The 25,027-nt window shown below is 26.5% G+C and carries 21 protein-coding genes; 7 read left to right on the top strand and 14 right to left on the bottom strand.

What is annotated here, in order from left to right; translation table 11 throughout:
* Positions 1-6: 6 nt before the first annotated feature.
* From J2Z24_RS02730 to J2Z24_RS02715, 4 genes are all read right to left on the bottom strand, one after another.
* Positions 7-804, bottom strand: coding sequence for a Na-translocating system protein MpsC family protein (locus tag J2Z24_RS02730; RefSeq protein WP_035147753.1), 798 nt, complete (start codon positions 802-804; stop codon positions 7-9).
* A gap of 200 nt (positions 805-1,004) precedes the next feature.
* Entirely contained in the window at positions 1,005-3,035 is a 2,031-nt protein-coding gene (locus tag J2Z24_RS02725; protein ID WP_035147750.1) for a methyl-accepting chemotaxis protein, read from the bottom strand.
* A gap of 30 nt (positions 3,036-3,065) precedes the next feature.
* Positions 3,066-3,653, bottom strand: a complete 588-nt coding sequence (locus tag J2Z24_RS02720; RefSeq protein ID WP_156950228.1) for an HD-GYP domain-containing protein — start codon at positions 3,651-3,653, stop codon at positions 3,066-3,068.
* Between the two features lie 296 nt (positions 3,654-3,949).
* The gene (locus tag J2Z24_RS02715) at positions 3,950-5,863 is read right to left on the bottom strand and encodes a response regulator (RefSeq protein ID WP_051593230.1); all 1,914 of its coding nucleotides are present in this window, start codon (positions 5,861-5,863) and stop codon (positions 3,950-3,952) included.
* 233 nt (positions 5,864-6,096) lie between these two features.
* Here J2Z24_RS02715 and J2Z24_RS02710 point away from each other — a divergent pair, with 233 nt between their 5' ends.
* Positions 6,097-6,978 (top strand): SDR family oxidoreductase, encoded by an 882-nt coding sequence (locus tag J2Z24_RS02710; RefSeq protein WP_035147748.1) that lies wholly within the window; start codon positions 6,097-6,099, stop codon positions 6,976-6,978.
* Between the two features lie 204 nt (positions 6,979-7,182).
* Here the strand turns inward: J2Z24_RS02710 and J2Z24_RS02705 are convergent, their stop codons facing one another.
* From J2Z24_RS02705 to J2Z24_RS02695, 3 genes are all read right to left on the bottom strand, one after another.
* On the bottom strand, positions 7,183-8,808 hold the full coding sequence (locus J2Z24_RS02705; protein WP_035147747.1) for a SulP family inorganic anion transporter: 1,626 nt from the start codon (positions 8,806-8,808) through the stop codon (positions 7,183-7,185).
* 1 nt (position 8,809) lies between these two features.
* On the bottom strand, positions 8,810-9,388 hold the full coding sequence (locus J2Z24_RS02700; protein WP_035147746.1) for a TetR/AcrR family transcriptional regulator: 579 nt from the start codon (positions 9,386-9,388) through the stop codon (positions 8,810-8,812).
* Between the two features lie 194 nt (positions 9,389-9,582).
* The gene (locus tag J2Z24_RS02695) at positions 9,583-10,050 is read right to left on the bottom strand and encodes an iron dependent repressor, metal binding and dimerization domain protein (RefSeq protein ID WP_035147743.1); all 468 of its coding nucleotides are present in this window, start codon (positions 10,048-10,050) and stop codon (positions 9,583-9,585) included.
* 286 nt (positions 10,051-10,336) lie between these two features.
* Here J2Z24_RS02695 and J2Z24_RS02690 point away from each other — a divergent pair, with 286 nt between their 5' ends.
* Together J2Z24_RS02690 and feoB are read left to right on the top strand one after the other, a co-directional pair.
* Positions 10,337-10,576 carry a FeoA family protein gene (locus J2Z24_RS02690; protein ID WP_035147742.1) on the top strand — a complete coding sequence of 80 codons (240 nt, stop codon included), beginning with the start codon at positions 10,337-10,339 and terminating at the stop codon, positions 10,574-10,576.
* Between the two features lie 22 nt (positions 10,577-10,598).
* Positions 10,599-12,761, top strand: coding sequence for a ferrous iron transport protein B (gene feoB / locus J2Z24_RS02685; protein ID WP_035147741.1), 2,163 nt, complete (start codon positions 10,599-10,601; stop codon positions 12,759-12,761).
* A 70-nt stretch (positions 12,762-12,831) separates the two neighbouring features.
* Here the strand turns inward: feoB and J2Z24_RS02680 are convergent, their stop codons facing one another.
* On the bottom strand, positions 12,832-13,668 hold the full coding sequence (locus J2Z24_RS02680; protein WP_035147739.1) for a PrsW family intramembrane metalloprotease: 837 nt from the start codon (positions 13,666-13,668) through the stop codon (positions 12,832-12,834).
* A gap of 428 nt (positions 13,669-14,096) precedes the next feature.
* The gene (locus J2Z24_RS02675; RefSeq protein ID WP_035147737.1) at positions 14,097-15,464 is read right to left on the bottom strand and encodes an APC family permease; all 1,368 of its coding nucleotides are present in this window, start codon (positions 15,462-15,464) and stop codon (positions 14,097-14,099) included.
* 198 nt (positions 15,465-15,662) lie between these two features.
* Here J2Z24_RS02675 and J2Z24_RS02670 point away from each other — a divergent pair, with 198 nt between their 5' ends.
* Positions 15,663-16,412, top strand: coding sequence for an MBL fold metallo-hydrolase (locus tag J2Z24_RS02670; protein ID WP_035147735.1), 750 nt, complete (start codon positions 15,663-15,665; stop codon positions 16,410-16,412).
* A gap of 79 nt (positions 16,413-16,491) precedes the next feature.
* Here the strand turns inward: J2Z24_RS02670 and J2Z24_RS02665 are convergent, their stop codons facing one another.
* A complete protein-coding gene (locus J2Z24_RS02665) occupies positions 16,492-17,862 on the bottom strand; it encodes an MATE family efflux transporter (RefSeq protein WP_035147733.1) in 1,371 nt (456 codons plus the stop codon).
* Positions 17,863-18,204: 342 nt separating this feature from the next.
* Between J2Z24_RS02665 and J2Z24_RS02660 the strand changes: the two genes are divergently transcribed.
* Entirely contained in the window at positions 18,205-19,128 is a 924-nt protein-coding gene (locus J2Z24_RS02660; protein WP_035147732.1) for a glucosaminidase domain-containing protein, read from the top strand.
* Between the two features lie 32 nt (positions 19,129-19,160).
* On the opposite strand, the gene J2Z24_RS02655 is transcribed toward J2Z24_RS02660, so the two are convergent.
* The 4 genes from J2Z24_RS02655 to J2Z24_RS02640 all read right to left on the bottom strand — a co-directional run bounded on the left by J2Z24_RS02655 (position 19,161) and on the right by J2Z24_RS02640 (position 22,926).
* Positions 19,161-20,588 carry a HAMP domain-containing sensor histidine kinase gene (locus J2Z24_RS02655; protein ID WP_051593229.1) on the bottom strand — a complete coding sequence of 476 codons (1,428 nt, stop codon included), beginning with the start codon at positions 20,586-20,588 and terminating at the stop codon, positions 19,161-19,163.
* 1 nt (position 20,589) lies between these two features.
* Positions 20,590-21,273 (bottom strand): response regulator transcription factor, encoded by a 684-nt coding sequence (locus J2Z24_RS02650; RefSeq protein ID WP_035147730.1) that lies wholly within the window; start codon positions 21,271-21,273, stop codon positions 20,590-20,592.
* A gap of 186 nt (positions 21,274-21,459) precedes the next feature.
* Positions 21,460-21,804, bottom strand: coding sequence for a cupin domain-containing protein (locus J2Z24_RS02645; RefSeq protein WP_035147728.1), 345 nt, complete (start codon positions 21,802-21,804; stop codon positions 21,460-21,462).
* A gap of 138 nt (positions 21,805-21,942) precedes the next feature.
* The gene (locus J2Z24_RS02640; RefSeq protein WP_035147727.1) at positions 21,943-22,926 is read right to left on the bottom strand and encodes an HD-GYP domain-containing protein; all 984 of its coding nucleotides are present in this window, start codon (positions 22,924-22,926) and stop codon (positions 21,943-21,945) included.
* Between the two features lie 296 nt (positions 22,927-23,222).
* Here J2Z24_RS02640 and J2Z24_RS02635 point away from each other — a divergent pair, with 296 nt between their 5' ends.
* Both J2Z24_RS02635 and J2Z24_RS02630 read left to right on the top strand, forming a co-directional pair.
* Positions 23,223-23,702, top strand: coding sequence for a hypothetical protein (locus J2Z24_RS02635; RefSeq protein ID WP_051593228.1), 480 nt, complete (start codon positions 23,223-23,225; stop codon positions 23,700-23,702).
* Positions 23,702-25,003 carry a DUF4097 family beta strand repeat-containing protein gene (locus J2Z24_RS02630; RefSeq protein WP_035147725.1) on the top strand — a complete coding sequence of 434 codons (1,302 nt, stop codon included), beginning with the start codon at positions 23,702-23,704 and terminating at the stop codon, positions 25,001-25,003. Before J2Z24_RS02635 ends, J2Z24_RS02630 begins: the two co-directional genes overlap by 1 nt.
* Positions 25,004-25,027: the final 24 nt, after the last annotated feature.

Here is a 25,027-nt window from a genome sequence, read left to right as displayed (position 1 = left end):
TCCTACTTATCTTTTAAAAATTTTATCAAATTGAACTTCAAGAACAATCTGTTCTAAATTTTCAAATGGATCTATGTGAATTTTACTTACTGATACTTTTATTCCTATAATTTCTGTAATCAACTTTATTAAATCATTGACTATTTCCTTATAAAACAACCTTCTATAATACTTAACTAACATTAAATTATCCCTATTCTTCAGTAAAGTTCTTTCCATAGGAGTTAGTATATCATATGTTTTTATGTCTATAATACTTCCTGAAAAAAATACTTGAGTATCTTTTGGCCCTTTTCCTGTAACTTTTTTTAAGAAAGATGGAATCTTTGCTTTTATTTCCTCTTCAATATTTTGCTTTTCTTCCTTGGTTAGTTCTGAAATCTCATATAGTTTATTATTATTCTTTTTTCTATTAACAACCTTAGATAATACTTTATATAAAGACTCCAACAATTCTTCTTTTTCTATAGGCTTTACTAAATACTTATCAATGCCTATATCCACACTTTGTAATATGTATTCTATATCCTCAACTTCAGTATTTATGATAATGCCACATTCTCCATCCATTTCCCTTATTCTTTTTATCATCTCTATTCCATTCATGCTAGGCATTCTTAAATCTGATATAACAATTTGAGGCCTATGTTTTATAAATAACTCAAGTCCTTCTTTGCCATCCTTACCTATAAATAATTTACCAACAAATTCTTTTAGAATTTTTTTAGTTATAATCCTTGTTATTTCTTCATCTTCTACATATAAGACTTTAATATTATTAACTATTTTATTAACTTTGTCCATTCTTCTATAAACACCTCATCTTAAATATGTTATTTAAGTATTCTATGAATGGCCTAATTTTGCATATCTCTCATTGTTAAGCTAATTTTATCAAATTTGTATTAAATGTTCAAATTTTTATTGTTTAAGTTGCTTTTAATATAATTATTAATTATAAAAAGGTATTTAACACAAATTAAATACCTTTTTATAACACATGATTATTCTGTTTTAAATTTTTCAATAATACTAGATAATTCTTTTGCATTTACTTCATTTTGTTTAGCATCTTCCAATATAATATTATGTTTTTTACCAATATCACTTACATTATTTGCTATATCTTCTGATGAGCTTGCAACTTCAGTTACAGAAGTTGCTATGTCTTCCATACCTTTAGCCATTTGTTCCATAGATATTAATATACTTTCTGAAGCCTTAGCAAAACCTTCAGTAATATTTTTAATAGAAATTCCATCTTCCTTATATTGAACACTTATATTTATAAGCTTTCTATAATCTTTTAATACATCTTCCCCTAGCAATTTTAATACATCTTCTGAAGAATTAGAAAGTTCTTGTACTGTTTTTAATACTGTCTTTACATCATTTTGTATTTTCTCTACAGCATTAGATGATTGTTCTGCTAATTTTCTTACTTCTTCTGCTACAACGGCAAATCCTCTTCCTTGTTCCCCTGCCCTTGCTGCTTCAATTGCTGCATTTAATGCTAATAAGTTAGTTTTTTCTGCAATTTCAAGAATACTATTAGCCATTTCAGATATATTATTAACAACCTTTGCATCCTGTATTGATTTTTCTAATTTTTCTTTAGAATGTTCATATATGTTCTCTACTCTATTCATGGATTCATACATATCTTTATTAACTTTTTCTGCATTCTTTTCTACATTTGAAGCTAGTTCTAAACCTTTTTGCGCTGAATCTGCATTGATTTTTACATCTTCTTTTACAGATTCAGCCATAGATGCGACTTCCTCTACTGCTGCTGAAGATTCTTGCATACTTGCTGAGATTTCCTCTGTATATGCGGTTACCTGCTGAATTTGTTCATTTACTTCTTCAAACATTTCTTTTGTATTGCTACTACTATTCATTATATCATCAGTACTATTTTTTACATTTTCTATAGTTTTACTTAATATATCACAAGCATTATTTAAAGATCTAGCTGTTTCCCCAAATTCATTATTACTATCTGTTTCACTTTTATAACTCAAATCGTATGTGGCTAATTTTTCTACATGTTCTTGCATCTTTGAAAGAGGTTTCTTAATTCTACTAGAAATTAATTTGGCCACTGCTATTCCTATAACAATGAATATAATCGTAATAATTACTATAATTTTTCTTAGTGTATAAATATTTTTAAATAATGTTGTTTTGCATACTGCTATTCCTATAACCCAATTAGTATTTGCTATAGGCCTATATGCCATAAATTTTTCTACTCCATTATATATATATGTACCAAATCCAATTTCCCCCTTAATCATCTTTTTTTCTAATTCAACAAGTTGTTTTAATTCTGGCTTTTTCTCTAAATTCTTTATATCATTTTCTTTGTTTAAAACTAAACTAATGTCATCATCAGCAATATAATCCCCCTCCTTATTAAGAACAAAAGCTGATTCTTCATCTCCTGATTTCATATCCACAACTATATTATTTATATAATTTAAATCTATAGCTCCTATTAAAGCTCCCTTTACATTTCCTCCTGCATCTTTTATAGGTACACATATATCCATAACGTCTATATCTTTAATTTTATAAAATTCATCATCTATTATGAAAGTTTGCCCTTGAACTATTTGCTTTAAATATTTATCTGATATACGTTTAACCATGTTATTATCAATGTTAAATACTTCACCCTTTAGGTTTACAATTTTGAATCTTTCAAATCCCCAAAGTTTTGTTTCGCTTTCTTCTTTTAGTTCTTCTCTCTGCTTAGCTAAATCCATTGTTTTCATTTCATTCCAACTTGCAATTACATTCAATCTTTGGATTTTTTCATTTATTTTAGCAGATAAAAATTTTGCTCCATCATTGGTTCTTCTCTCTAATGTATTTTTTATAGATTCATTTAAGGCAGTTGATGAGCTTTTATAGGATATAAATCCTAAAAAACCACAGACAACTATAATTAATATAAGTATTTGCAGCATTATTATAGTACTAAAACTAGTAAAATTATCTTTTTTTATAACTTTATTCTTTATCTTCATTCCATACCTCCATGCTATGTCTTATATGTTTTATGATATGTTTTTTAATAAAGGTTTTTTTATATTTTTACTAATATATTTAATAAATATATTAAATATTTTGGGATCATATATATGTTTTTCACATAACATTATTTCTAAAGCATTTTCCACTGTATAAGCTTTTCTATAAGGCCTATCTGTAGTTAATGCATCAAAAACATCTGCTATTCGAATTATACGAGAAGCAATTGGAATAGAATCTCTATATAGATTATGATAGCCACTACCTTCATAGTTCTCATGATGAAATTTAACAATATCACAAAAATCTTTAGAATATCTATTTTCCATTAATATATCTGCACCATACTTAGCATGCATTTTAACCGTTTCAAATTCTAAACTTGTTAACTTTCCTTTTTTATTAATAATATTTAATGGTACCCTTGATTTTCCAATATCATGATATAATGCAGCCAAAATTAAAATATTAATCTCTTTAGAACAATAATTCATAGATTGTGCTATTTTCTTTGCATATATGGCTACTCTTTTACTATGTAAAAAAGTTTCTAAGCTTATCTTTTCATCCTTTACAACCTTAAAATCATTGTTTATTGAACAATTCATCTCCATAATATATCCCCCTAATCCCAATTAATATAAAAAACAAAAAAACCAGCACAATTAGTTTTTAATATAAAAACTAATTACGCTGGTTTATATTTAGCAGAATAAAAACTTATCCTCTATCAATCATACCAGTAACATATATTACTTTCATGTATCTTACAAATATCAATATACTTACGGCAAAATAATTTCTTACTTTCCATTAGTCTTATTGATACATTCACTTCAATACCTGCATTAAGATTTTACACTATAACAATTTATAAGTCAATTTTCTACTAAATTCAATATTAGCAAAATTAATGTTTATTACAGTATTCTATAAGTTTTTCTTGAAATTTCTCTATATTTCTATTTATTTTATCAGTTAACTCATATACTAAATATATCTCTCCATTAATAGCCTTTTCCTTAATGTTATTTAAAGCCTCTATAATTTCTGTTAACTTAAAATTAGAAATTGCTCCCTTTAACTTATGTATTACCTCTCTTAGCTCTACTATTTGTCCATTATTTGATAATTCTATTATTTCATTCATTTGTTCTTTAGAAAATATCTGAATTATTTTATTTCCTAATTCAAATATGAGTTCAGTATTTCCATCTAAAACTTTCTCTAATCTTCTAAATCCATTAAAATATTCATTGTCTAAGTTTAAATGTTTGTTTACCATATAATATAATCTTTCTTTATCTATTGGCTTTGATAAATAATCGTCCATTCCTAATTCTATAAGTTTTTCCTTATCCTCAACTAATGCATAAGCTGTTAACGCTATGATAGGTATTTCTTTAAATCTTTTTTTACTTTTAATAATTTTCATTGCTTCTAATCCATTCATCTCCGGCATAGAAATATCCATTAAGACTAAATTATAGTTGTCATTTTCTAATTCTTCTATTGCTTGCTTACCATTATTTACAACTTTACCTTCCCATCCTAATATTTTTATTAATTCACTAATTACCATCTGATTTACTAGATTATCCTCAGCTACTAATATCTTTATATTCTCTAATTTATCTAACTCATTAAACTTGTTTTCACAAATTCCCTCATTAGCTCCCAATTCAATATTTTCTTTAATTCCATCAGCTCCAATATTTTCTTCAACTTTATTAGATAATATAAAAGGAATATCCATATTGATTTTATTCTTAGAGTAATTACTATTAAATTCAATATTTCCATCTAAATCTTTTATTAGTTCTTTTATAATTTGAATAGTATCTTTTTTATTTAACTCATGACCTAAGTATTTTATTGTAAATCTCAATCTAATACCTTTTTTATTATAATGATATATAAATTTACTCTCTTTTGTTATATTAACTTCCATTTCCCTTGAACTACTTAATTTTAAAGAATTTGAAATTAAGTTTATTAATAATCTTTGTAATAACAGATCATCTCCAATAATCCATTGTGGAATATCTTCACCAATACTGTATTTTACTTTTATTTTAGTTTCTTCTCCCTTAGCTAAAAATATATTTTTAATATTATCTATAAATTTATAAAAATTAAATTCTTTATATTGTATCTGCAGTTTACTAGATTCATTTTTACAATTATATAATATGTTTTCGATATTTTCTAGTAAAGAAGCTGCTGAATGCCTAATTGACATCATATACTGTCTTTGTTTAAAATTTAATTCATCCTTTAACAATATATCTGTCAATCCAATAATCCCATTTATAGGGGTTCTTATTTCATGACTTATATTTCTTAGGAAGCTAGATTTTTCATCATATTCAGAAGATATATCTAACTTTTTTTTAAGAGAATATTTCATAGAATTAATTTTATCAGTTATATTTAAAACATATACTCCTACTGCATAAATACTTCCATTACTATCTTTAATTGGTATTACCTCTGCTTGAAAATATTCTATTTCATTTTTTTTTACTAATAGTTCTTCATTAGTAATCACTTTATTTCCGTTAAAAGCATTTTCTAACTTTTGCTTTATTCTAAACACTAGATTCTCTTTAATATCATCTCTTACATTCTTATAAATTATATCTAAAATATTCATTCCTACTTCTATTTCTATTCCAAGTAATTCTTTCATAAATTCCTTATGGTTATTATTTAACATAATATATTTATATGATCTATCTAAAATTAAGACAGATACACTTTCAAAATTTTGAAGCATCATTTTTAATCCATAATCTATTTCTAATTTATTTTCTCTATTCATATGTAATTTTCTCTTTCCTTTCCATAATTGTTGAATAATTTTTCTATCTTAAAATATATTTGTGAATACTATTATATAATCACCTTTCCCATTATAATACAATAACTTCAATATTTCTTAACAATTTTAACATAATTTCATCATACTTTTTCATTTAGTTATATCTTAGGTATTTTTTATATGAAATTACTAATAATAATTTTTGAAAATATTTTTAGAAGGGACGAAGTTCAATGGATAAAGAACTAGATTTTATTAATAGTTTTCCAAAGTCTATACCTGCACAAAAGCAAACTAAACATCCTGGAATAGAATGTACTATGAATCCAAGACCGATTTTTGATAACACAAACTACAAAGCCTCTAATAAATTACAAGATAAAGTTGCTTTAATTACTGGAGGCGACAGTGGTATTGGAAGAGCTGTGGCTGTAGCTTATGCTAAAGAAGGTGCAAATTTAGCTATTGTTTATTACGATGAACATGAAGATGCTGAGGAAACTAAAAAAATAATAGAAGGATTAGGACGAAAATGTTTACTAATTCCTGGTGATATAACAGATTCTAAATTTTGTAACAATGTTATACAAAAAACTATAAATGAATTTAAAAGCCTTCATATATTGGTTAATAATGCAGCAGTACAATACGCACAAAACAGTATTGAAGACATTACAGATGAACAGCTTGAAAAAACCTTTAAAACAAATATTTTTAGTATGTTTTATTTAGTAAGAGCTGCAATGCCTTATTTAAAAGAAGGAAGCTCTATTATAAATACGGCTTCCATTACTGCTTATAAAGGAAATGAAAGATTAATTGACTATTCTTCTAGTAAAGGAGCTATTGTTTCTTTTACTCGTTCAATGGCTATTTCTCTTGCAAATATGGGTATAAGAGTTAATGCTATAGCACCAGGTCCTATATGGACTCCATTAATTCCTTCATCCTTTGAAGCTGCTGAAGTTGCTACATTTGGCAATGATACATCACTAAAAAGACCTGGGCAACCAGTAGAACTGGCAGGAGCTTATGTATTCTTAGCTTCCAATGATGCTTCTTTTATTACAGGAGAAATAATTCATTTAAATGGAGGAAAAATTGTTAACGCATAAAACAAAATAAATTATTATACAAAAATATTTTAAAATAGCAAAAATGTATTTTAAATATAATTTGCCTATAAAACAGAGAAGAGACCTCTCATATTACATTTTTATGCATTGTGAGATGGTCCCTTTTTATTAATACTATCTTTTACATTTACACTTCAAAATATATTAATTTAAAATTTTATTATTCTATCTATTCAAATGAAGTTAACTCATAGACTTTATACTTATAAGTTCTCTTGCTTCACTTAATGCCTCATTTAAACTAGAAAAAAATCTCTTTTCCTCCTGCTTTGCAAAATTACTCATTCTCTTAATTAGTCTCATAGGTTGCTCTTGAACTTCTGAGTAAATAAGTTTTATATTGTTTTTCTTACAGTGAGAATAAATATCATTCAATGTATTATAGGCAGATGCATCCATAACTGGAACCTTGTTCATATTTAATATTACAACTCTAGTTTCACTCTTTATTTCATTTAAAACATTCTTAAGATTCTGTGACACTGCAAAAAAGAATGGTCCCCTTATTTCATATAGTAATACCTTATTATCTAATTCCTTTTCAGAAATTATAGGACTTATTTTTGTATGATCACACATTTTTTTCATAAACAAGAACATAGATAATACCATGCCTATTTCTATAGCTACAACCAAATCGAATACTACAGTTAATGTAAAAGTAGTTAAAAGCACAGCCACTTCTCCTTTTGGTGCTTTTAAAAGTTCTTTAAATGTTCTCCAATTACTCATATTATAAGATACTACTATAAGAATAGCTCCCAAAGTAGTCATAGGTATTAGCTTAGCATAAGGCATAAATATTAGCATAATAAATAAAAGAGTAATAGCATGTATTATTCCTGCTATTGGAGTTTTACCACCATTTTTAACATTAGCAGCAGTTCTGGCAATAGCTCCTGTAGCTGGTATTCCCCCAAATAGTGCAGAAACAATATTTGCTACTCCTTGTGCTACTAATTCTGCATTTGAATCATGTTTATCTCTTATCATACCATCCGCTACTACAGCAGAAAGCAATGATTCTATTCCTGCTAGGATGGCAATTGTCATGGCTGGTCCTATTAATCCTTTGATTACTTCCATATTCATATTAGGTATAACTGGTTTAGGTATACTAGAAGAGATTTGCCCAAAACGACTTCCTATAGTTTCAACAGGTAAATTTAATAACTTTACAGCTACCGTAGCAACTATAAGGGCTACTAATGAGCCTGGAATAGTTTTATTTATCCTAGGCCAATAAATTATAGTAAGTAAAGATACTAATCCTATTATAACAGTTGAATAACTTAATGTATTTAAATTAGTTATATAACTATACCACTTAGGTAAAAACTCTGAAGGAACTTTATTGATACTTAATCCTAAAAAATCTTTAATTTGTGTAGAAAATAACACCACTGCAATTCCTGCAGTAAATCCTATGGTAATTGTATAAGGTATATATTTAACTAAATCTCCAAACTTTAGCAAACCAAAAATTATTAAAAATACTCCTGCCATAATTGTTGCAATAGTTAATCCTTCAATCCCATATTTTTGAATTATCCCATACACAATAACAACAAAGGCTCCAGTAGGTCCTCCAATTTGTACTTTACTTCCACCTAATAAAGATATGAAAAATCCTGCTATTATAGCTGTAATAAGTCCTTTTTCTGGTGATACTCCTGATGAAATAGCTAAGGCTACTGATAAAGGTAATGCAATGATGGCTACAATTATTCCTGCAATAAAATCCTTCATCAATTGTCCTTTTTCTAATCCTTCTTCTTTTGCAATAGAAAATAACTTTGGCATAAACATTTTATTTCATTCCTCTCCAAAAATTTTCCCATATACTATCATAATAATGAGTTAGATCTTTTTCTTTATAAATAATTACACTAGCTAATATTCCATGAATTGTAGAAAAATAGCTTAATGCAATAGTCTCAATACATTGTTTTCTTATTATATTTTCTTCTATAGCTTTTAAAAGAAGATTCTTTACTAAATTATAACGTTGATTAAACAATTCTTTAGACTTTTCTATTAATTCTACTTCAAATCCTTTAGGGGGCAAAAGTATTATCCTTTTCCAAAAATATAATCTATCTAAAGAATCATAGTAATGTAATATAGTCATAAATGTTTTCTTTAATATTTTTTCTATGTTGTCTTCATTCTTACAAAAACTATCCATTTCGTCATTTATTTTCAAAAAATAAGTGTCTATTTCTCTATCTATAACTTTGTGTAATAATTCTTCTTTACTTTGAAAATGAGCATAAATAGATGGTTTTTTTATTTCTACTTCTTCTGCCACTTCATTTAATGAAAAATCTGAACCTTTCTGGGCAAATAAATGAAATGCGGAATTCATTATTTTTTGCTTTGTATACATACTAACGCTCCTTTAAATTCACTTATCATCTTCCTACCTAACGTTAGGAAGTCTTACTTATTAAAGTATATACTTTATTATTCATTTGTCAAGGATACTTTTATAAATATTTTCAAGTGCTAAATTTCTGTTATAAATAAAAAAGACTAATGACAAAATATATTTATCATTAGCCTAATTTAAAATACAATTTTTTATCTATTTTTATATTCTAAAAATCTTTCTCTAACTTCTTTATTATCTTTAAAAAAATTATTTAATCTCTTAATTTTATACAAAGCATCCTTTGTTATATTATGCTCCATAAGCTCAATATTAACTAACAATTCATCCTCTACTCCAATGATTTGAAAAAAATTTTCTATTATTTTATGTCTATTTAAAAGAAATTCACCAATACTTTTACCTTTGTTTGTCAACTTAACTAATCCATATTTTTTATAATCTATACATCCTAACTTAGTTAATTTCTGAACCATCTTTGTAGCAGAGGACGGCTGTACATTTAAACACTCTGCTAATATACTAATTCTTGTATATCCTTCATTAATACTTTTTCTATAAATCATCTCCAAATAGTCTTCCATGCTATGGGTCAATAAAGTTTTTTCTTTTTCTAAAATTTCATAACCTCGAACCGTATAGAAATTATCTCTACCCAAATAACTCCCTCCTTTTTTACTTAATAATTGAGAATTAAAACTGCAAATTTTTTTAATAATAAGTAAACTTTTCTCCACATCTATCCTTTATTATTTATATAATTAAAGTTTTTTCTGTAGAATAGCAAAATAAAAGTTTTATTATTTGTACTCTATAAATAATATGTGTAACCTTTTTAATTAATTAGTAATATATTATGAATAGATATATTAAAAATTTCACGTGACTAACTTTTTTCTATGATTATAAGTAGTCATTTAATTAAATATAATGGAGGTATATTTTATGGAAAATACACTTATTCCTTTAAATCTTATTCCTATTGGAAGTATTGCAAAAGTTAAGGAACTAACTTCACAAGGTATTTCTAGAAGAAGAATGTTAGATCTTGGACTAATTACAGATACAGAGGTGGAATCTTTAAGACAAAGCCCTTCTGGTGACCCTATAGCTTATGAAATACGTGGTACAGTAATTGCTCTTCGCTCTGAAGAAGCAAGTAAAATATTAGTTGAATTAATGTAATAATTTATTTGGAGGTTAAATCATGGGCCTAACTAGTCAATCTACTGGATCAGGTGCTTTAAAAGAAATGTTAGATTTAAATCTAACTTCGCCAGATGACATTATTGTAGCTTTAGCTGGCAATCCAAACACTGGTAAAAGTACTGTATTTAATAGCTTAACTGGATTAAATCAACATACTGGTAACTGGACTGGTAAAACCGTAACCACAGCTCAAGGTAATTACAAATTCAAAGATAAAAATTTTATTTTAGTAGACCTACCTGGAACCTATTCTTTGCTTTCTAATTCTGCTGAAGAAGAAATTGCTAGAGATTTTATATGCTTTGCTAATCCTCATGCTACTGTAGTAGTGACAGATGCTACTTCCTTACAACGCAACTTAAATTTAGTACTTCAAATCCTTGAAATGACGGATAGAGTAGTAGTTTGTGTAAATTTAATGGATGAAGCCAAAAGAAAAAAAATTCATATTGATATTAATAAACTATCAAAGCTTTTAGGAGTACCTGTGATAGGAACTAATGCAAGAGATGGCGAAGGCTTAGATGATTTAATGGAAGCAGTTTTTCAAGTTTCCCAAAGGAAACTTGAAACTAATCCATTAAAAGTTCAATACAATGAATTTATAGAAAATGAAATAAACTCTCTAGAAAAGAGAATAAACTCTTTAATAGGAGATAAAGTAAATAATAGATGGCTATGCTTAAAACTCTTAGATAATGATAAAACTATATTGAATTCTATAAATAAATATATAGGTTTTGATATAGAAAAAAAATTAACTTGTTTGGATAATATTGATACTACACTAGATTGCAATTGTAAATCCTGTTCAAATTGTTCTATAAAAGTACATGACTTAAGAGATGAAATTGTAGAAAATATTGTTAAATTAGGTGAAGAGATAAGTAATAAAGTAGTTCGATTTGAGAACAAACACTATAATGACTTTGATAGAAAAATAGATAATATACTAACTTCTAAGATTTTTGGTATTCCAATCATGATATGCATGTTAGCTATAATATTTTGGATAACAATTGTAGGAGCTAACTATCCCTCAGAAGCACTTGCTAATATGTTTGGCATTATAGAAGATAAACTTACTTATTTATTTTTAAGTAAAGGTTGGCCTGAATGGCTTCATGGAGTTTTGGTTCTTGGAGTTTATAAAACGTTAGCTTGGGTTATATCCGTTATGCTTCCTCCTATGGCCATATTTTTCCCACTATTTACACTTCTAGAAGACCTAGGATATTTGCCTCGAGTCGCTTTTAACTTAGATAACTTTTTTAAAAAAGCTTGTACTCACGGTAAACAAGCATTAACTATGTGCATGGGCTTTGGATGCAATGCTGCAGGAGTTGTAGGATGTAGAATAATAGATTCTCCAAGAGAAAGGTTAATTGCTATTATTACCAACTTCTTTGTTCCTTGTAACGGTCGTTTTCCAACGTTAATTGCTATTACTACTATATTTATTGCTGGATCTGCAGGTAACAATAAAAAAAGCCTAATTGCTACTCTAACTATTACTGGCATAATAGTATTTGGTGTCATTATGACACTCTTAGTTTCAAAGATTTTATCAAAGACATTACTTAAAGGAGTTCCTTCATCTTTTACATTAGAGCTTCCTCCATACAGAAAACCTCAAATAGGTAGAATAATTGTAAGATCAATTCTTGATAGAACCATATTTGTATTAGGCCGAGCTATAATAGTTGCAGCACCAGCTGGACTTGTAATATGGATATTTGCAAATATTAAAGTTGGTAATATGAGCATACTTACTCATGCTGCAGAATTTTTAGACCCTTTTGCTCATTTAATTGGCATGGACGGTTATATACTTATGGCTTTTATACTTGGACTTCCTGCTAACGAAATTGTTATGCCTATTTTAATAATGAGTTATATGGCTACAGGTTCAATGTTAGAGTTAGAAAACCTATCAGCTTTAAGAGATTTATTAGTTTCAAATGGTTGGACTTTACTTACAGCAATAAATGTTATGTTGTTTTGTTTGATGCACTTTCCTTGTGCCACTACACTTTTAACTATAAAAAAAGAAACAAAAAGTTTAAAGTGGACATTAGTATCTTTTCTAGTACCTACAATAGCAGGTATAAGTATATGCTTTGTTTTTACTCAATTTGTAAGATTAATTGGATTAGCATAATAAATTTTACTTTATAAAATTAACCTTATTCATATAAAACCTTAGTACATATATGAATAAGGTATTTATTTTATTCTATACTTTCTCTTGCCTGTTTCTTAGCTTCAAACCATAGTCTCATAAGAATAAAGATACCTGTAAAACCTACTATAAATTCTCCTATAAAAACAGCTATCCCTGTTGGCATAATGATTGCCATAAGAGAAGGTATAGCATCCCAAAGTCCATGTAATAAAACTACTGTAATATAAGCTCTTATAACCTTTTTATTTATGATAAAATGTCCCTTAATATTTTCCCTAGCAAATACTCCAGCTAAAATAGCAGTCCAAGTACCATGACCTAAAGGAGCTAAAATTCCCCTTAACATAGTAATATAAACAGTAAGCGATAAACTTCCTCTACTCTTTAAAAAAAATGTAAAAGCATATCCTATACTTTCTAAAGCCGCAAATCCCATGCCTGCTGCCGCTCCCAAGATTATGCCATCTATCTCTAGACTATGCCTTTTGCGTCTATATATAAATAATACTCCTAAAATCTTTGTAAATTCTTCAATAATTCCAACTATTATAGCAGTTCTAAAATTTAAGCTTGTAATAAAAATAGGCTCTAATATAGCTGCTGCAAAAGTTCCTAAAAATCCTCCATAAAAGAAACTAGCTACAGTATCTGTCATATTTACATTACTAAAACGTCTTCTTTCATAAAAGAAAGCCACATATGTTACAGGTATAAGAAAATTTCCTAACATAACTACTGAAGGGAATAATATAGAATTTCCAGTCCATATTAAAACTACTAATCCTAATATATAGGTTATAAGCCCTATAATGAATAATTTGTACCATTTATATCTTCTTATTTGCTTGTAGCTACTTCTCTTTATTAAACTATTCTCTTCCATTATAAAACCTCATTCCGTACACACTTAACTAATTTAGTTATCTGTCTACTATTCTCTATGCTATCTCTATTATTCCCTATACTCACCTTTAAATTCTTTAAGCATCCTTCTATAATATAAGTTTTAGATAATATACATTTTTTTATTGTATAATAAGCTTTTTAATTCCGTCCATTTATATTCTTGATAAACAGATTTCTAAGCTTCAGAAGGAGTTTTTACTTCCACTGAAGCTTAGAAATCGTTATCCAGGGACGTATCCGCTCTTTACTCCCACTTTAAAGAAGATGTGAGTATTAGAGCGGGTAGTCATCGAATAAATTAGCTACAGAAATAAGAAGATTTATTAATAATTCTAAGTTAAAATTAGTTTAAGCTCATATCTTAAATTTATTTCTAAATTTAAGATATGAGCCTAAATTATAATTTTATTCTAACAAATCAATATATATGTCTTTGTTGTCTATAACTGATATATTTTTTCTTTTTTGATAAAAATACAGTGGAACCCCTGCACCCATTAATACTAAGCAATAAATTATGCTTTCTAAGCCTGAACCATATATTGCCCATAATGCATATATAAATCCTAGTATTGGTATTATTGAATATTTAATTAATTGAAATTTTGTGTATTTTTTATTTTCTTTTCTCCATAACTTTATATCTGATAAGGATGTACATGCATATATAGGCAAACAGGATAAATTTGATAAAAGTATCATGAAAGTAAACAACTGAGATAAACTTTTCGTATAATTCATTGCAAGTAATATATTTCCTAAAACCGCTGCTATTATTAATGATGAAGATGGTGTTTGATATTTATGGTTAACCCCTTGAAATATTTTGGGAAACATATTATCCTTAGCTGCTGCATAAGACATTCTAGCTGTGGTTAATATTGTTGCAAAAGCAGTTCCAAATATACTTATAAGTTCTGTTATAATAACTATATAAGCAAATTTATTTCCAAAATAGGGTGCTAATATTTCTACATAATTTCCATCTACTTTAGCTAAATCCTTAGAATCTATAGCTCCCATAGTAGAAAAACTTAAAGTTAAATATAATATAATACTTATCCCTATGCCTAATATAGTAGCAAGTTTTACATTTCTTTTAGCATTCTTCACCTCTCCTGCCGAAACTGCCGCAGCTTCAAAACCTGAAAAAGCCCATAATGTTATTGAAACGGCTACACTTACTGAGCCTAACCCCTTTTTCTCTGAAAAAAGAGGTGTTATATTTTTTATATCAAATTTAGGTGCTGTTACAAAAACAAATACTATAGATAAAATTATTACTGCTGTAGTTAATATAGTTTGAAATACAGCTGCTTCTTCTATTCCTTTTATGTTTATATATGTAAATATCCATAACACTGCACTTGTGAATAAAAATGCAGCTAATCTATTTTCATTTAAAAACGGTATAAATGCAGCTACATAAGCTGTAGCTGACACTAAGGATGCAATAATTGCTATCCAATAAGAATTCCAAAACAACCAGGCATTTGTAAAACCCACAAAATCTCCAAAAGCTTGCTTTACATACTCATAAGGGCCTCCAGTTTTAGGGATTTTTGCTCCTAAATTTGCAAAAGATAATCCCATAAAAATAGCTCCCAATCCACTTATAATCCATCCAATCATTGCAGAACCTGGACTACATTCCTGGGATAATGATGCTACTAACAAAAATATTCCTGATCCCATAACATTTCCAGTTACTATAGCAGTAGTTGATATAAGTCCTAATCCTTTTTTTAAATGCACCTCTTCTTTCTCTTTCATAAATTCCCCATTCCTTTCTCCCAAACAATTAAAAGTCATATAAATTACAATTTCCGCTTTAATTTAGCATAAGTATGCAATTAATGTCAATAATTTTTTGTCCCTATAAATTTGACTTTATATTATAAATATTATAATGATATAATATTATATTAAGTTAATTATTAATAATTAGATAAATTACGGAGGTATAATAATATGAATGAAATAAAAGCTAAAATTCATTATTTATATCATGATGGCTTTGCAGTGGAAACAACTAATCATTTTTTAATATTTGATTATTACTATAATACTCCAATGGGAGAAGAAATGAATCTACAAAACGGCGTAGTTGGATTAGATGATATTAAAAATAAAAAGAACATATTTGTTTTTTCTTCTCATGGACATCATGATCATTTTAATCCAGTTATACTAGATTGGGAAAAATATAATTCTGAAATAAAGTATATTTTGAGTAGTGATATCACCCTTCCTGAATATAAGAATAATTATTATACTATATGGGAAAATAAAGATTTACAATTAGATGATATATACATAAAAACCTTTCACTCTACAGATATAGGAGTAGCTTTCTTGGTTAAAGTTGACGGACTTACTATATTTCATGCCGGAGACCTTAACTGGTGGAATTGGAAAGAGGATCCTATAGAAGAAAGAGTTAAAATGGAATTAGATTTTAAAAAAGAGATAACTAAACTAGAGGGCGAAAACATCAATATTGCATTTTTTCCTGTAGATCCAAGACTGGAAGAATTTAGTTATTTAGGCGGTAAATATTTTATAGAAAAAATCCACCCCGAAATGTTTATTCCTATGCACTTTTGGGCTAAAAACTCTATTACAAAGGACTTTAAAAATAAAATTCTTGAAAGTAGTCATGAAATTAGCACTAATATAATAGAAATATTCTCTAGAGGGCAAATTATAAATTTAACTTAATAAAATTAAATGCTACTTTACTTAAATTATCCACAGGTAAAGTAGCATTTTTTCACATAATTAACACCGTTATTAAATTCTACATATCTAAAACTACATTTCTTACCCATCTATTAGATAGTAATCTGGTTAGTCCTACGATACATTTTACTATTTCTTCTATAGTTACTAAAGCAACTACCCAATAAACTGGAAATTTAAGCAGAAAAGCACCTATCAAAGACAATGGAACTCCTATACACCACATTGTAAAAGCTTCCACCATTAAAGAATACTTTGCATCTCCTCCTCCTCTTAAAATTCCTACTATAAGTATAATATTGAACACTCTTATGATCATAATAATAGAAGTTATACGAAGTATTATTAATGAATCATGTAAAACTTCGTTGGATACATTAAAAAGTGATAATATGTGCGAAGAGCTTATCCATAATAATATTCCTAAAGATAATCCTATTGTACATCCAATTATAGAAAATCTTTTTGCATATATCTTTCCTAAGTCTTCTTTATTGGCTCCTATTTTATTACCTATCATAACCGTAGCTGCATTTGCAATACCGAAAGTTATAACCATAAATAAGTTTTGTACTGTTGTACAAATTTGTACAGATGCTACTGCCTTTGTACCAATTCTTCCATATACAGCTGAATAAACTATGGTTCCCAATCCCCAACATGCTTCGTTGAGCACTACATGTATAACTGTTGATACAACTTTTATTATAAATTCCTTAGTTAAATCTAGCATTTCACCTAGTTTAGCTGCTAAAACTCCTTTAGTTTTATATACATATGTTACTAATAATACTGATTCAATAATTCTTGCTATTAATGTAGCTAAGGCTGCTCCCTTTACCCCTAAAACTGGCGCTCCAAATTTTCCAAAAATAAATATATAGTTAAAAAATGTATTACATAGTAAAGCTACAGCACTTACTAGCATTGGAACTATTGCTTGACCTACACAGCGTAACGAAACACTATAAGCTAAAGTTATAGCTGTAAAGATATAACTTATACATATTACTTTTAGATATTGAGATCCATATAAGATTACTTTAGGATCTTTATTAAATATAGAAATTATTTGTGTAGGAAATATAGCTGCCATACTTGCAAGAATAAGAGAAATAATTATTCCAGAAATAAGAGCTAACCCTAATATTCTTCTTATATTTTTTATATCTCTCTTTCCCCAGAATTGAGATATAAATATACCACAGCCGCTAAAAGTGCCTAATACCAATAAATTAAAAAGTAAAAAATATTGATTAGCTATACCAACAGAAGCTATCTGTGCTTCTCCTAATCTACCAACCATTATAGTATCTATCATATTTAAAAAGGATGCTATAAAATTTTGTATAATAATAGGTAGAGCTAATTTAAATAAGGTTCTAAAAAACTCCTTGTCCTTAAATAAATTTCTTGTAACACTTTCCAAATCACATTCTCCTTTTCATTACTAATTGTTTATACTCTCATATATTTAATCTTCATATTATAAAATAAAAGATAAATATAGTAAAAAAATAAACCACTTTGAAGTTTTTTCAAAGTGGTTGCTTCTTCACTTTTATGATATTACACAAACTGCAATATATAAAAATAATTTATTTAATATTTAATTACGAATATAAGGGTATTACTACTTTTACCAATTATATTATATGTTTAATATTATTTCAAGTTGTTATTTATTAAAAAATATTTTATTTTACAAAATTATTATAAATTTTTGTTATAATAAAAAAGTATATCAAATTAGGATAAGGTAAGTGATTATATGAAAAAATTAAAAAAATTATTATTTAAAATTGTATTTTTCACCATATTTATAATGCTTATATTTAGAATTTCAGATATTTTTCACTCTCCAAAAGATGTTTTTCCTATATCATCTATGAAAATTTATATCAAAGCTTCTGATGAAGTAAGTAAAAATACACTTCAAGTGAATTGGAAATATGTAGCTGCCATAGACGCCATTAGAATAAATAAAGATTTTTCAAAATCAAATATGGAAGAGTCAAAAAAAATAGCTAATGATTTTATAGAAATAAATAATTCTACAAAGAAATTTAAAAATTCCAAATATCAATTATTATCTTTAGAAGAGGTTATGAATAATCTTTCTTATGATGATAAAGAAAAAGATAAGGTTTATAAATTCTTAGAGTTTCTAAACGATAAATACTTAGTAAATGTAGATGAAAATAAAAAAAATTTTATAAATGAATTAACTCCTTCAGCTATAAACATATACAACAACTATGGTATTCTTCCATCTATAACTATCGGACAAGCTATACTAGAATCTAACTGGGGAAAATCTGACCTTTCTTCAGATTACAATAATTTATTTGGAATAAAATCTACAAAATCTTGGAAAGGTAAAACTGTAAAAATGAAAACCTCTGAAAACTATAATGATACTATAATAGCTACTTTTAGAGCCTATGCATCTAAAAAAGACTCTTTAGATGATTATGCACAATTTCTTAAAAACAACAAAAGATATAAAGAACATGGTGTATTCAACGCTGTTAACTATATAACTCAGGCTACGTCAATTGACAAAGCAGGTTACAGTACAAAACAAGATGAAAATGGTAAAAACATGTATGCAGATCTTCTTACCCAAATTATAAGAGAATATAATTTACAACTTATAGATAGTAAAACTCAACTAGACTTTTTTAAAAATTAAGAGCTTTAAGAAGGATACCCTTCTTAAAGCTCTTAATCTAAGAATTTATCAATATAAAACTCTACTACCGCTCCCTTTTCACTATTATATGCTTTTATTTCTCCTCCATGCTTTTTAACTAACTTTTCACATATATGAAGTCCCAATCCCGAATGTCCCTTTTCTTTAGATCTTGATTTATCCCCTTGATAGAAAATTTTAAATAAATTTTTTATATCTTCTTTAGAAAAACCTTTACCTGTATCTTCTATCTTGAAATTTATTTTATTCTCATCAATAACCAAATCTAAATATATTTCTCCATTGTTATCTGTAAACCTTATACTATTTACAACTATATTATCCAGTATTTCTGAAAGAACACAAATGTCTATATTAAAATTTTTTTCTTTTTCCCTTCTGTCCTCAATATTTAAATTAAGTTTTATTTTCTTATTATTACATAAGAGTTTATATTCATTGTATTTTGTATTTATATACTTTTTTAAATTCACTTTTTCATAATTTAAATTAAATTGTACTGAGTCTACTTTAGCTAATGTATTAATCTTTTCTATAAGTTTATTAGCTCTATCTGTGTTATCTTTTATAACCTGTAAATACTTTTTTATAAAATCTTTACTAAAATTTTCATTTTCTAAAAGAAGTTCTACATGTCCATTTATTATAGTCAAAGGCGTTTTTAAATCATGGGCAATAGCAGATGTACTCTCTTTTCTTTCTCTTTCCATTTGCCATTTTGCATCCAAGGAATTTTTAAGTTCTTTTCTCATTTCTTCAAAGCTTTCACAAAGCTCTCCTAATTCATTTGAATTAGAATAATTTATAGAAAAATCTAAATCTCCATTCTTAACTTTATGTGAAGCTGCCTTTAGCTCATTTAAAGGAGTTATTATTCTTTTATGAAGCTTTTTACTAAATATATAGGTAGTTATACAAATATAAAGAAATGGCATCATAATTATAATTACGTCCATATACTGAACAAACCTATTAAAAAATTGGTTTTCAACAGAAGGCTTTAAATTATAAGTAAGTATAATCCAACCTTTTATCTGTTCTTTTTCTTTTATAGGAATAAATCTAGCACCTTTCTGAAATCCAATGGGTATAGCAAATGGCCTATTATTATTTTTAATATATTTTCTTAAATCTTTTTCATATGTATTATATATAATGTATTTTCTATTATCTAAAACTATATATTCTATTCCCTGTAGAGGGACAATGCTTTCTATATATTTCCTGGAATTTTTATTTAAAATATCAATTCCTTTCTCATTTATTTTTTTTTCTATGTCTGGTATTTGTTTTTCATAATAGTTACTTGGATATATTACATTTTTTGATATAAGAAAAAGTTCTACTGTATAAGTCATAAAACTTAATAACATACTTGTAATTATTATAGCTATAAAAGAAATTATAAATTGCTTTTTTAAAGAAAGTTTTTCTATCATTTTATTTCTCCCACTTATATCCTATTCCCCATACGGTTTTGATATAATCTAATTCCTTTGAAATATTACTAAATTTAGCTCTAATCTTTTTAACATGCTCTGTTATAGTAGAAGTATCTCCTTCTCCATCATATCCCCATATTTTCTCATATATATATTCCCTTGAAAAAACTTGTCCTGAATTTAATGATAAAAATTCAATTATATCAAATTCCCTTTTTGTCATAGGAATTGTCTCATCCTTATAATATACTTGTCTTCCTTTTATATCTATATAAAGGTCACCAAACTTTGTTTTATTATTATTTTTAAAATCATTTAATCTTTTATCTCTTCTTATGTGACTTATTATTCTTGCTTTTAATTCTTTTAGGCTAAAAGGTTTTACTATGTAATCATCACCACCTATTAGTAACCCTTTTATCTTATCATCTTCTAAATTCTTTGCTGTTAAAAAAATAATAGGACAATTTATTTTATCTCTTATTTCTTTACAAACGTTAAATCCATCTATTCCTGGCATCATTATATCCAATAAAATTAAGTCTGGATTTAACTCTATTTTTCTTATAGCTTCTTCTCCATTAAAGGCTGTTATAACCTCATATTCATTTAAAAGAAGATAGTCCTTTATAAAAGAAACTATTTCCTCTTCATCATCTACTACAAGTATTTTTTCTTTCATAATTTATGCCTCTCTAATTTTTTAAATTAATTATTATATATATTATATAATTAATTTATTTCCTTTTAAATCTGTGTAAAAAATTATGCTATCTTTTAATAATAAAACATAATTATAAAGATTTTATAAAAAAATAAAACAGTCTCATAATATAAGACTGTTTTGAGTTAATTTTTCTAACTATAATTAATCCTGAGAAAATATAACTATTAAAAGCATTTTAAATTGTTCCTTTGCATATAATGCATGAGGAATTCCTGCTGGCATTACTATGGTTTCTCCTTGTTTAACATTAAACTTTTCTTCTCCTACTGTGATTTCTGTCTCTCCATGTAGTACATAAACCATAGCATCTCCTCCAGATGAATGAGAACTTATTTCTTCTCCTTTATCAAAGGCAAATAATGTTATACTAGAAGCCTTACCTTGAGATAAAGTTCTACTTATCACTTTGCCTTCTTGATAATCAACTAATGATTCCATATCTAAAACCTTTGCGAAATCTATATTTTTAATAAGATGTTTATTCATAAAATATACCTCCTTAATTAATTTCTACAATTATAGTATAGTATCTTAATACTTAAAATTCTGTAACTTGAGATACCAATTATAATATTTTTATTATGTTTCTAATATTTCTTTTTATCCAAATCATATTAAACTTGTTTATAATATTATTTTATCTATAAATAAGGTTAGATGGTCCATTAAATTTATCAGTCTAGGTTCATTATTTACGAAAACTCCTATAATAGGTCTTAACGGATAGTTCTTATTTTGCATAACTACTGTTCCATCTAGTCCATTATTCAATTTTATAGGTAATCCATTAGGATAACAATAAATCGACTTTATAAAATCCTTATATACATCCTCACTAAACTTTGAACTTGCTTGAGCCGTTATTTTTTCCATAGTTTCATTTATTAAATTTTTATTTATATCATTTATAAGGTTTACATAGTAATCACATATATGTACAACCTTTGATAGTTCATATATTTTTTCTCTATCTATTCCTTCTGGATATCCACTACCATCTTCATTTTCATGATGTTGATATATTGTCATATATACAGTAGGTGGAAAACTATTTGTTCCTTTAATAAACTTATATCCCTCTTTTACATGGTCATCTCCTTGTGAAAACATCTTTCCTATATCATGAAGAAGAGCTGCCATTGCTAAGTTCTTTAGGTATTTTTTATTATATCCTCTATTAATACCAAGTATAACTGATAGAATACAAACATCTATAGAATGTATATATAATTCTATATCATTATTATTTTTTACAATGTCATTAAACATAAAGGCATTTTCAGATAAATTAACATTATTAATAATCTCATCTATCATAAAAGATAGAATTTTTTCTTCTATTTTTTTTTCTTTTTTTGCTCTTTCAAAAACATCTTTTAAAATCCCAATATTTTTTAACTTAATAGGCATATCTAAAATATGTTCTACAGTTAAATCATTATTTTCATCCTCTATATATGTAGTATTAATTCCAAAATTTTTAATCCTTTCTATAATGCTAGAGGTAAAAACATATCCCTTATTCAAAAATATTCTTCCGTCCTGAGCATATATTGGGGTAGCAAGAACCTTATTGATTATTTTTTCATTAACAAGTACTAATTTCATACTTTATATCCCGCCTCCATTTCATAGTAATAATTATGTTATAATGTTAACTTTAATTCCATTAATATCTATATTATAGCATATTATGATATTTTAATACATAAATCATATTTATATGACAAATATAAACGTTTTTTATATAAATAATTTATTATTTTAAATTTATTTCAATAATTACCATAAAAATGTTAGAAGGAAATTAAGAAAATATTAATAATATCTTTGACTTTTAATTAAGAAGTTTATTATATATTATATACAAATGAAAATTAAATTTATTTAAGGAGATGACTGTTATGCAAAATAAAAAGTTTTGGGCATTTTTGTTTTCTTTAATTCCTGGTGCTGGGCATATGTATATAGGATTACAAAAAAAAGGAATACAAATTATGGTTACATTTTTCCTATTAATGACTTTACATGATTGGATTAATATACCTTTATTTTCAATATTTCTTCCGGTAATATGGTTCTATAGTATTTTTGATGTAAGAAAAATTTTAAATTCAGGAATTATACCAGAAGATACTGTTCATTTTAATATTTCTTTCAATGGAAATGGTAATAAAATTTTTGCTTATATTCTTATAGCAATTGGATCAATAGCTTTATTAAGAAATGTAATTTTCCCTATTCTTGACATAGATTTAAGTTGGAGAACAGAACATTATATAAAAACAATCATATCTTCTGTAATATTTATAGGAATAGGAATTAAGCTTCTTATGGGAAATAGAAAATTATTATTACCTGGTAAAAAGGAGGACTCTCAATAATGCGTCAGTGGAAAGTAGGTTCTCTAACACTAGGTTTAACTCTAGTTCTTATAGGAATTATGTTTATGATTGGTAATATAATTGATATGTCTCTATTGGGCAATTTGATAAGATTTTGGCCTATTATATTAATATTACTTGGAATTGAAATTTTATGTTCTGGATATATGTCTCAAAAAAATAACGAAAAATTAAAGTTAAGTGGTACGAGCATTTTTATGTTCTTTGTATTATTTTCCATATGTGGTGTTTTATTTATTAGTAGTAATGTTATTGATTTCACTAAAGACGGTATAAAATTTCGTAATCCAGAAAGCTGGCATTATAAATATCAATCTAGTTTTAGCAAAAACTATACCATTGATCCTAAAAATCATAATAAAGCAATTATAAATACTAAGTCAGGAAATATATTTATTGATAAATCTTCAAGTAAAAATATAGAGATAACAGCAAATTCAGAGATATTTAGCAATGATGAAAGTAAAGCCAAAAAATTATCAGAATCCTTAGTTAAAATATCAGAAAAGAATGCTATTGAAATAAGTGCTAATAATAAATCTGATAGTTTTAATGGTAATTCTATGCGTGTTAATTTAGATCTTCATATTAAACTTCCAGAAAAAATATATGCAGAAGTATTAAGTTCTTTTGGAAATATGGAAGTTAAAAACTTATCTAAAGGACTTAAAGTAACAAATAAAAACGGTTCTATATTAGTAGAAAATATCTCTGGAAATTTACTTATAGAAAACTCTTTTGGAAAGACTTCTATAGACAATATAAATGGAAATGTAACTGCTCAATCGAAAAATGGAGATTTAGAAGTAGTTAATATTACTGGATCTTTAGATGTGAAAAATTCTTTTGGAAAAACTTCTATAAACAATATAAGCGGAAATGTAACTACTCAATCAAAAAATGGAGACTTAGAAGTAGTTAAAGTCAACGGATCTCTTAATGGAAAAAATTCTTTTGGTCTCATAGATGCATCTAATATATCTGGAAAAATAGATATAGCCAATAATAATGGTGACACAAAACTTGAAAGTTCAAAAACTGTAAATAAAGATATAACTTTAACTAGTAAATACGGAAATGTTAATTTATCACTTCCTAAAGAACAAACTGGTCATTTTATACTAGATACTAAATTTGGTAAAATAAGTAGTGACTTAGATTTACCTATAAATAAATCTGAAAATAACGAAAAGGAATCTATTGATAAAATAATTGGTAACAATAATATTCCTATAAAAATATATAATGATAATGGAAGCATAAGTATTAATTCTAGATAAAATTACAAAGTAATTTACTAAACT

Origin of the sequence: Clostridium tetanomorphum, from assembly GCF_017873215.1 — a bacterium.
GTDB lineage: Bacteria > Bacillota > Clostridia > Clostridiales > Clostridiaceae > Clostridium_AO > Clostridium_AO tetanomorphum.
The sequence above is the reverse complement of the archived record's forward strand: the minus strand, read 5'-3'. Positions and strand labels throughout refer to the sequence as shown.

Bases quoted from the DNA above. Each gene is read 5' to 3' on its own strand.
- J2Z24_RS02640 (WP_035147727.1), bottom strand. From the start codon at position 22,926: ATGAAATTAGTACTTGTTAATGAAAAAATAATCAATAAGGTTCTTGCT.
- J2Z24_RS02690 (WP_035147742.1), top strand. From the start codon at position 10,337: ATGGAAAATACACTTATTCCTTTAAATCTTATTCCTATTGGAAGTATT.
- J2Z24_RS02630 (WP_035147725.1), top strand. From the start codon at position 23,702: ATGCGTCAGTGGAAAGTAGGTTCTCTAACACTAGGTTTAACTCTAGTT.
- J2Z24_RS02710 (WP_035147748.1), top strand. From the start codon at position 6,097: ATGGATAAAGAACTAGATTTTATTAATAGTTTTCCAAAGTCTATACCT.
- J2Z24_RS02645 (WP_035147728.1), bottom strand. From the start codon at position 21,804: ATGAATAAACATCTTATTAAAAATATAGATTTCGCAAAGGTTTTAGAT.
- J2Z24_RS02670 (WP_035147735.1), top strand. From the start codon at position 15,663: ATGAATGAAATAAAAGCTAAAATTCATTATTTATATCATGATGGCTTT.
- J2Z24_RS02675 (WP_035147737.1), bottom strand. From the start codon at position 15,464: ATGAAAGAGAAAGAAGAGGTGCATTTAAAAAAAGGATTAGGACTTATA.
- J2Z24_RS02705 (WP_035147747.1), bottom strand. From the start codon at position 8,808: ATGTTTATGCCAAAGTTATTTTCTATTGCAAAAGAAGAAGGATTAGAA.
- J2Z24_RS02730 (WP_035147753.1), bottom strand. From the start codon at position 804: ATGGACAAAGTTAATAAAATAGTTAATAATATTAAAGTCTTATATGTA.
- J2Z24_RS02635 (WP_051593228.1), top strand. From the start codon at position 23,223: ATGCAAAATAAAAAGTTTTGGGCATTTTTGTTTTCTTTAATTCCTGGT.
- J2Z24_RS02660 (WP_035147732.1), top strand. From the start codon at position 18,205: ATGAAAAAATTAAAAAAATTATTATTTAAAATTGTATTTTTCACCATA.
- J2Z24_RS02650 (WP_035147730.1), bottom strand. From the start codon at position 21,273: ATGAAAGAAAAAATACTTGTAGTAGATGATGAAGAGGAAATAGTTTCT.
- J2Z24_RS02720 (WP_156950228.1), bottom strand. From the start codon at position 3,653: ATGGAGATGAATTGTTCAATAAACAATGATTTTAAGGTTGTAAAGGAT.
- J2Z24_RS02680 (WP_035147739.1), bottom strand. From the start codon at position 13,668: ATGGAAGAGAATAGTTTAATAAAGAGAAGTAGCTACAAGCAAATAAGA.
- J2Z24_RS02655 (WP_051593229.1), bottom strand. From the start codon at position 20,588: ATGATAGAAAAACTTTCTTTAAAAAAGCAATTTATAATTTCTTTTATA.
- J2Z24_RS02715 (WP_051593230.1), bottom strand. From the start codon at position 5,863: ATGAATAGAGAAAATAAATTAGAAATAGATTATGGATTAAAAATGATG.
- J2Z24_RS02700 (WP_035147746.1), bottom strand. From the start codon at position 9,388: ATGTATACAAAGCAAAAAATAATGAATTCCGCATTTCATTTATTTGCC.
- feoB (WP_035147741.1), top strand. From the start codon at position 10,599: ATGGGCCTAACTAGTCAATCTACTGGATCAGGTGCTTTAAAAGAAATG.
- J2Z24_RS02725 (WP_035147750.1), bottom strand. From the start codon at position 3,035: ATGAAGATAAAGAATAAAGTTATAAAAAAAGATAATTTTACTAGTTTT.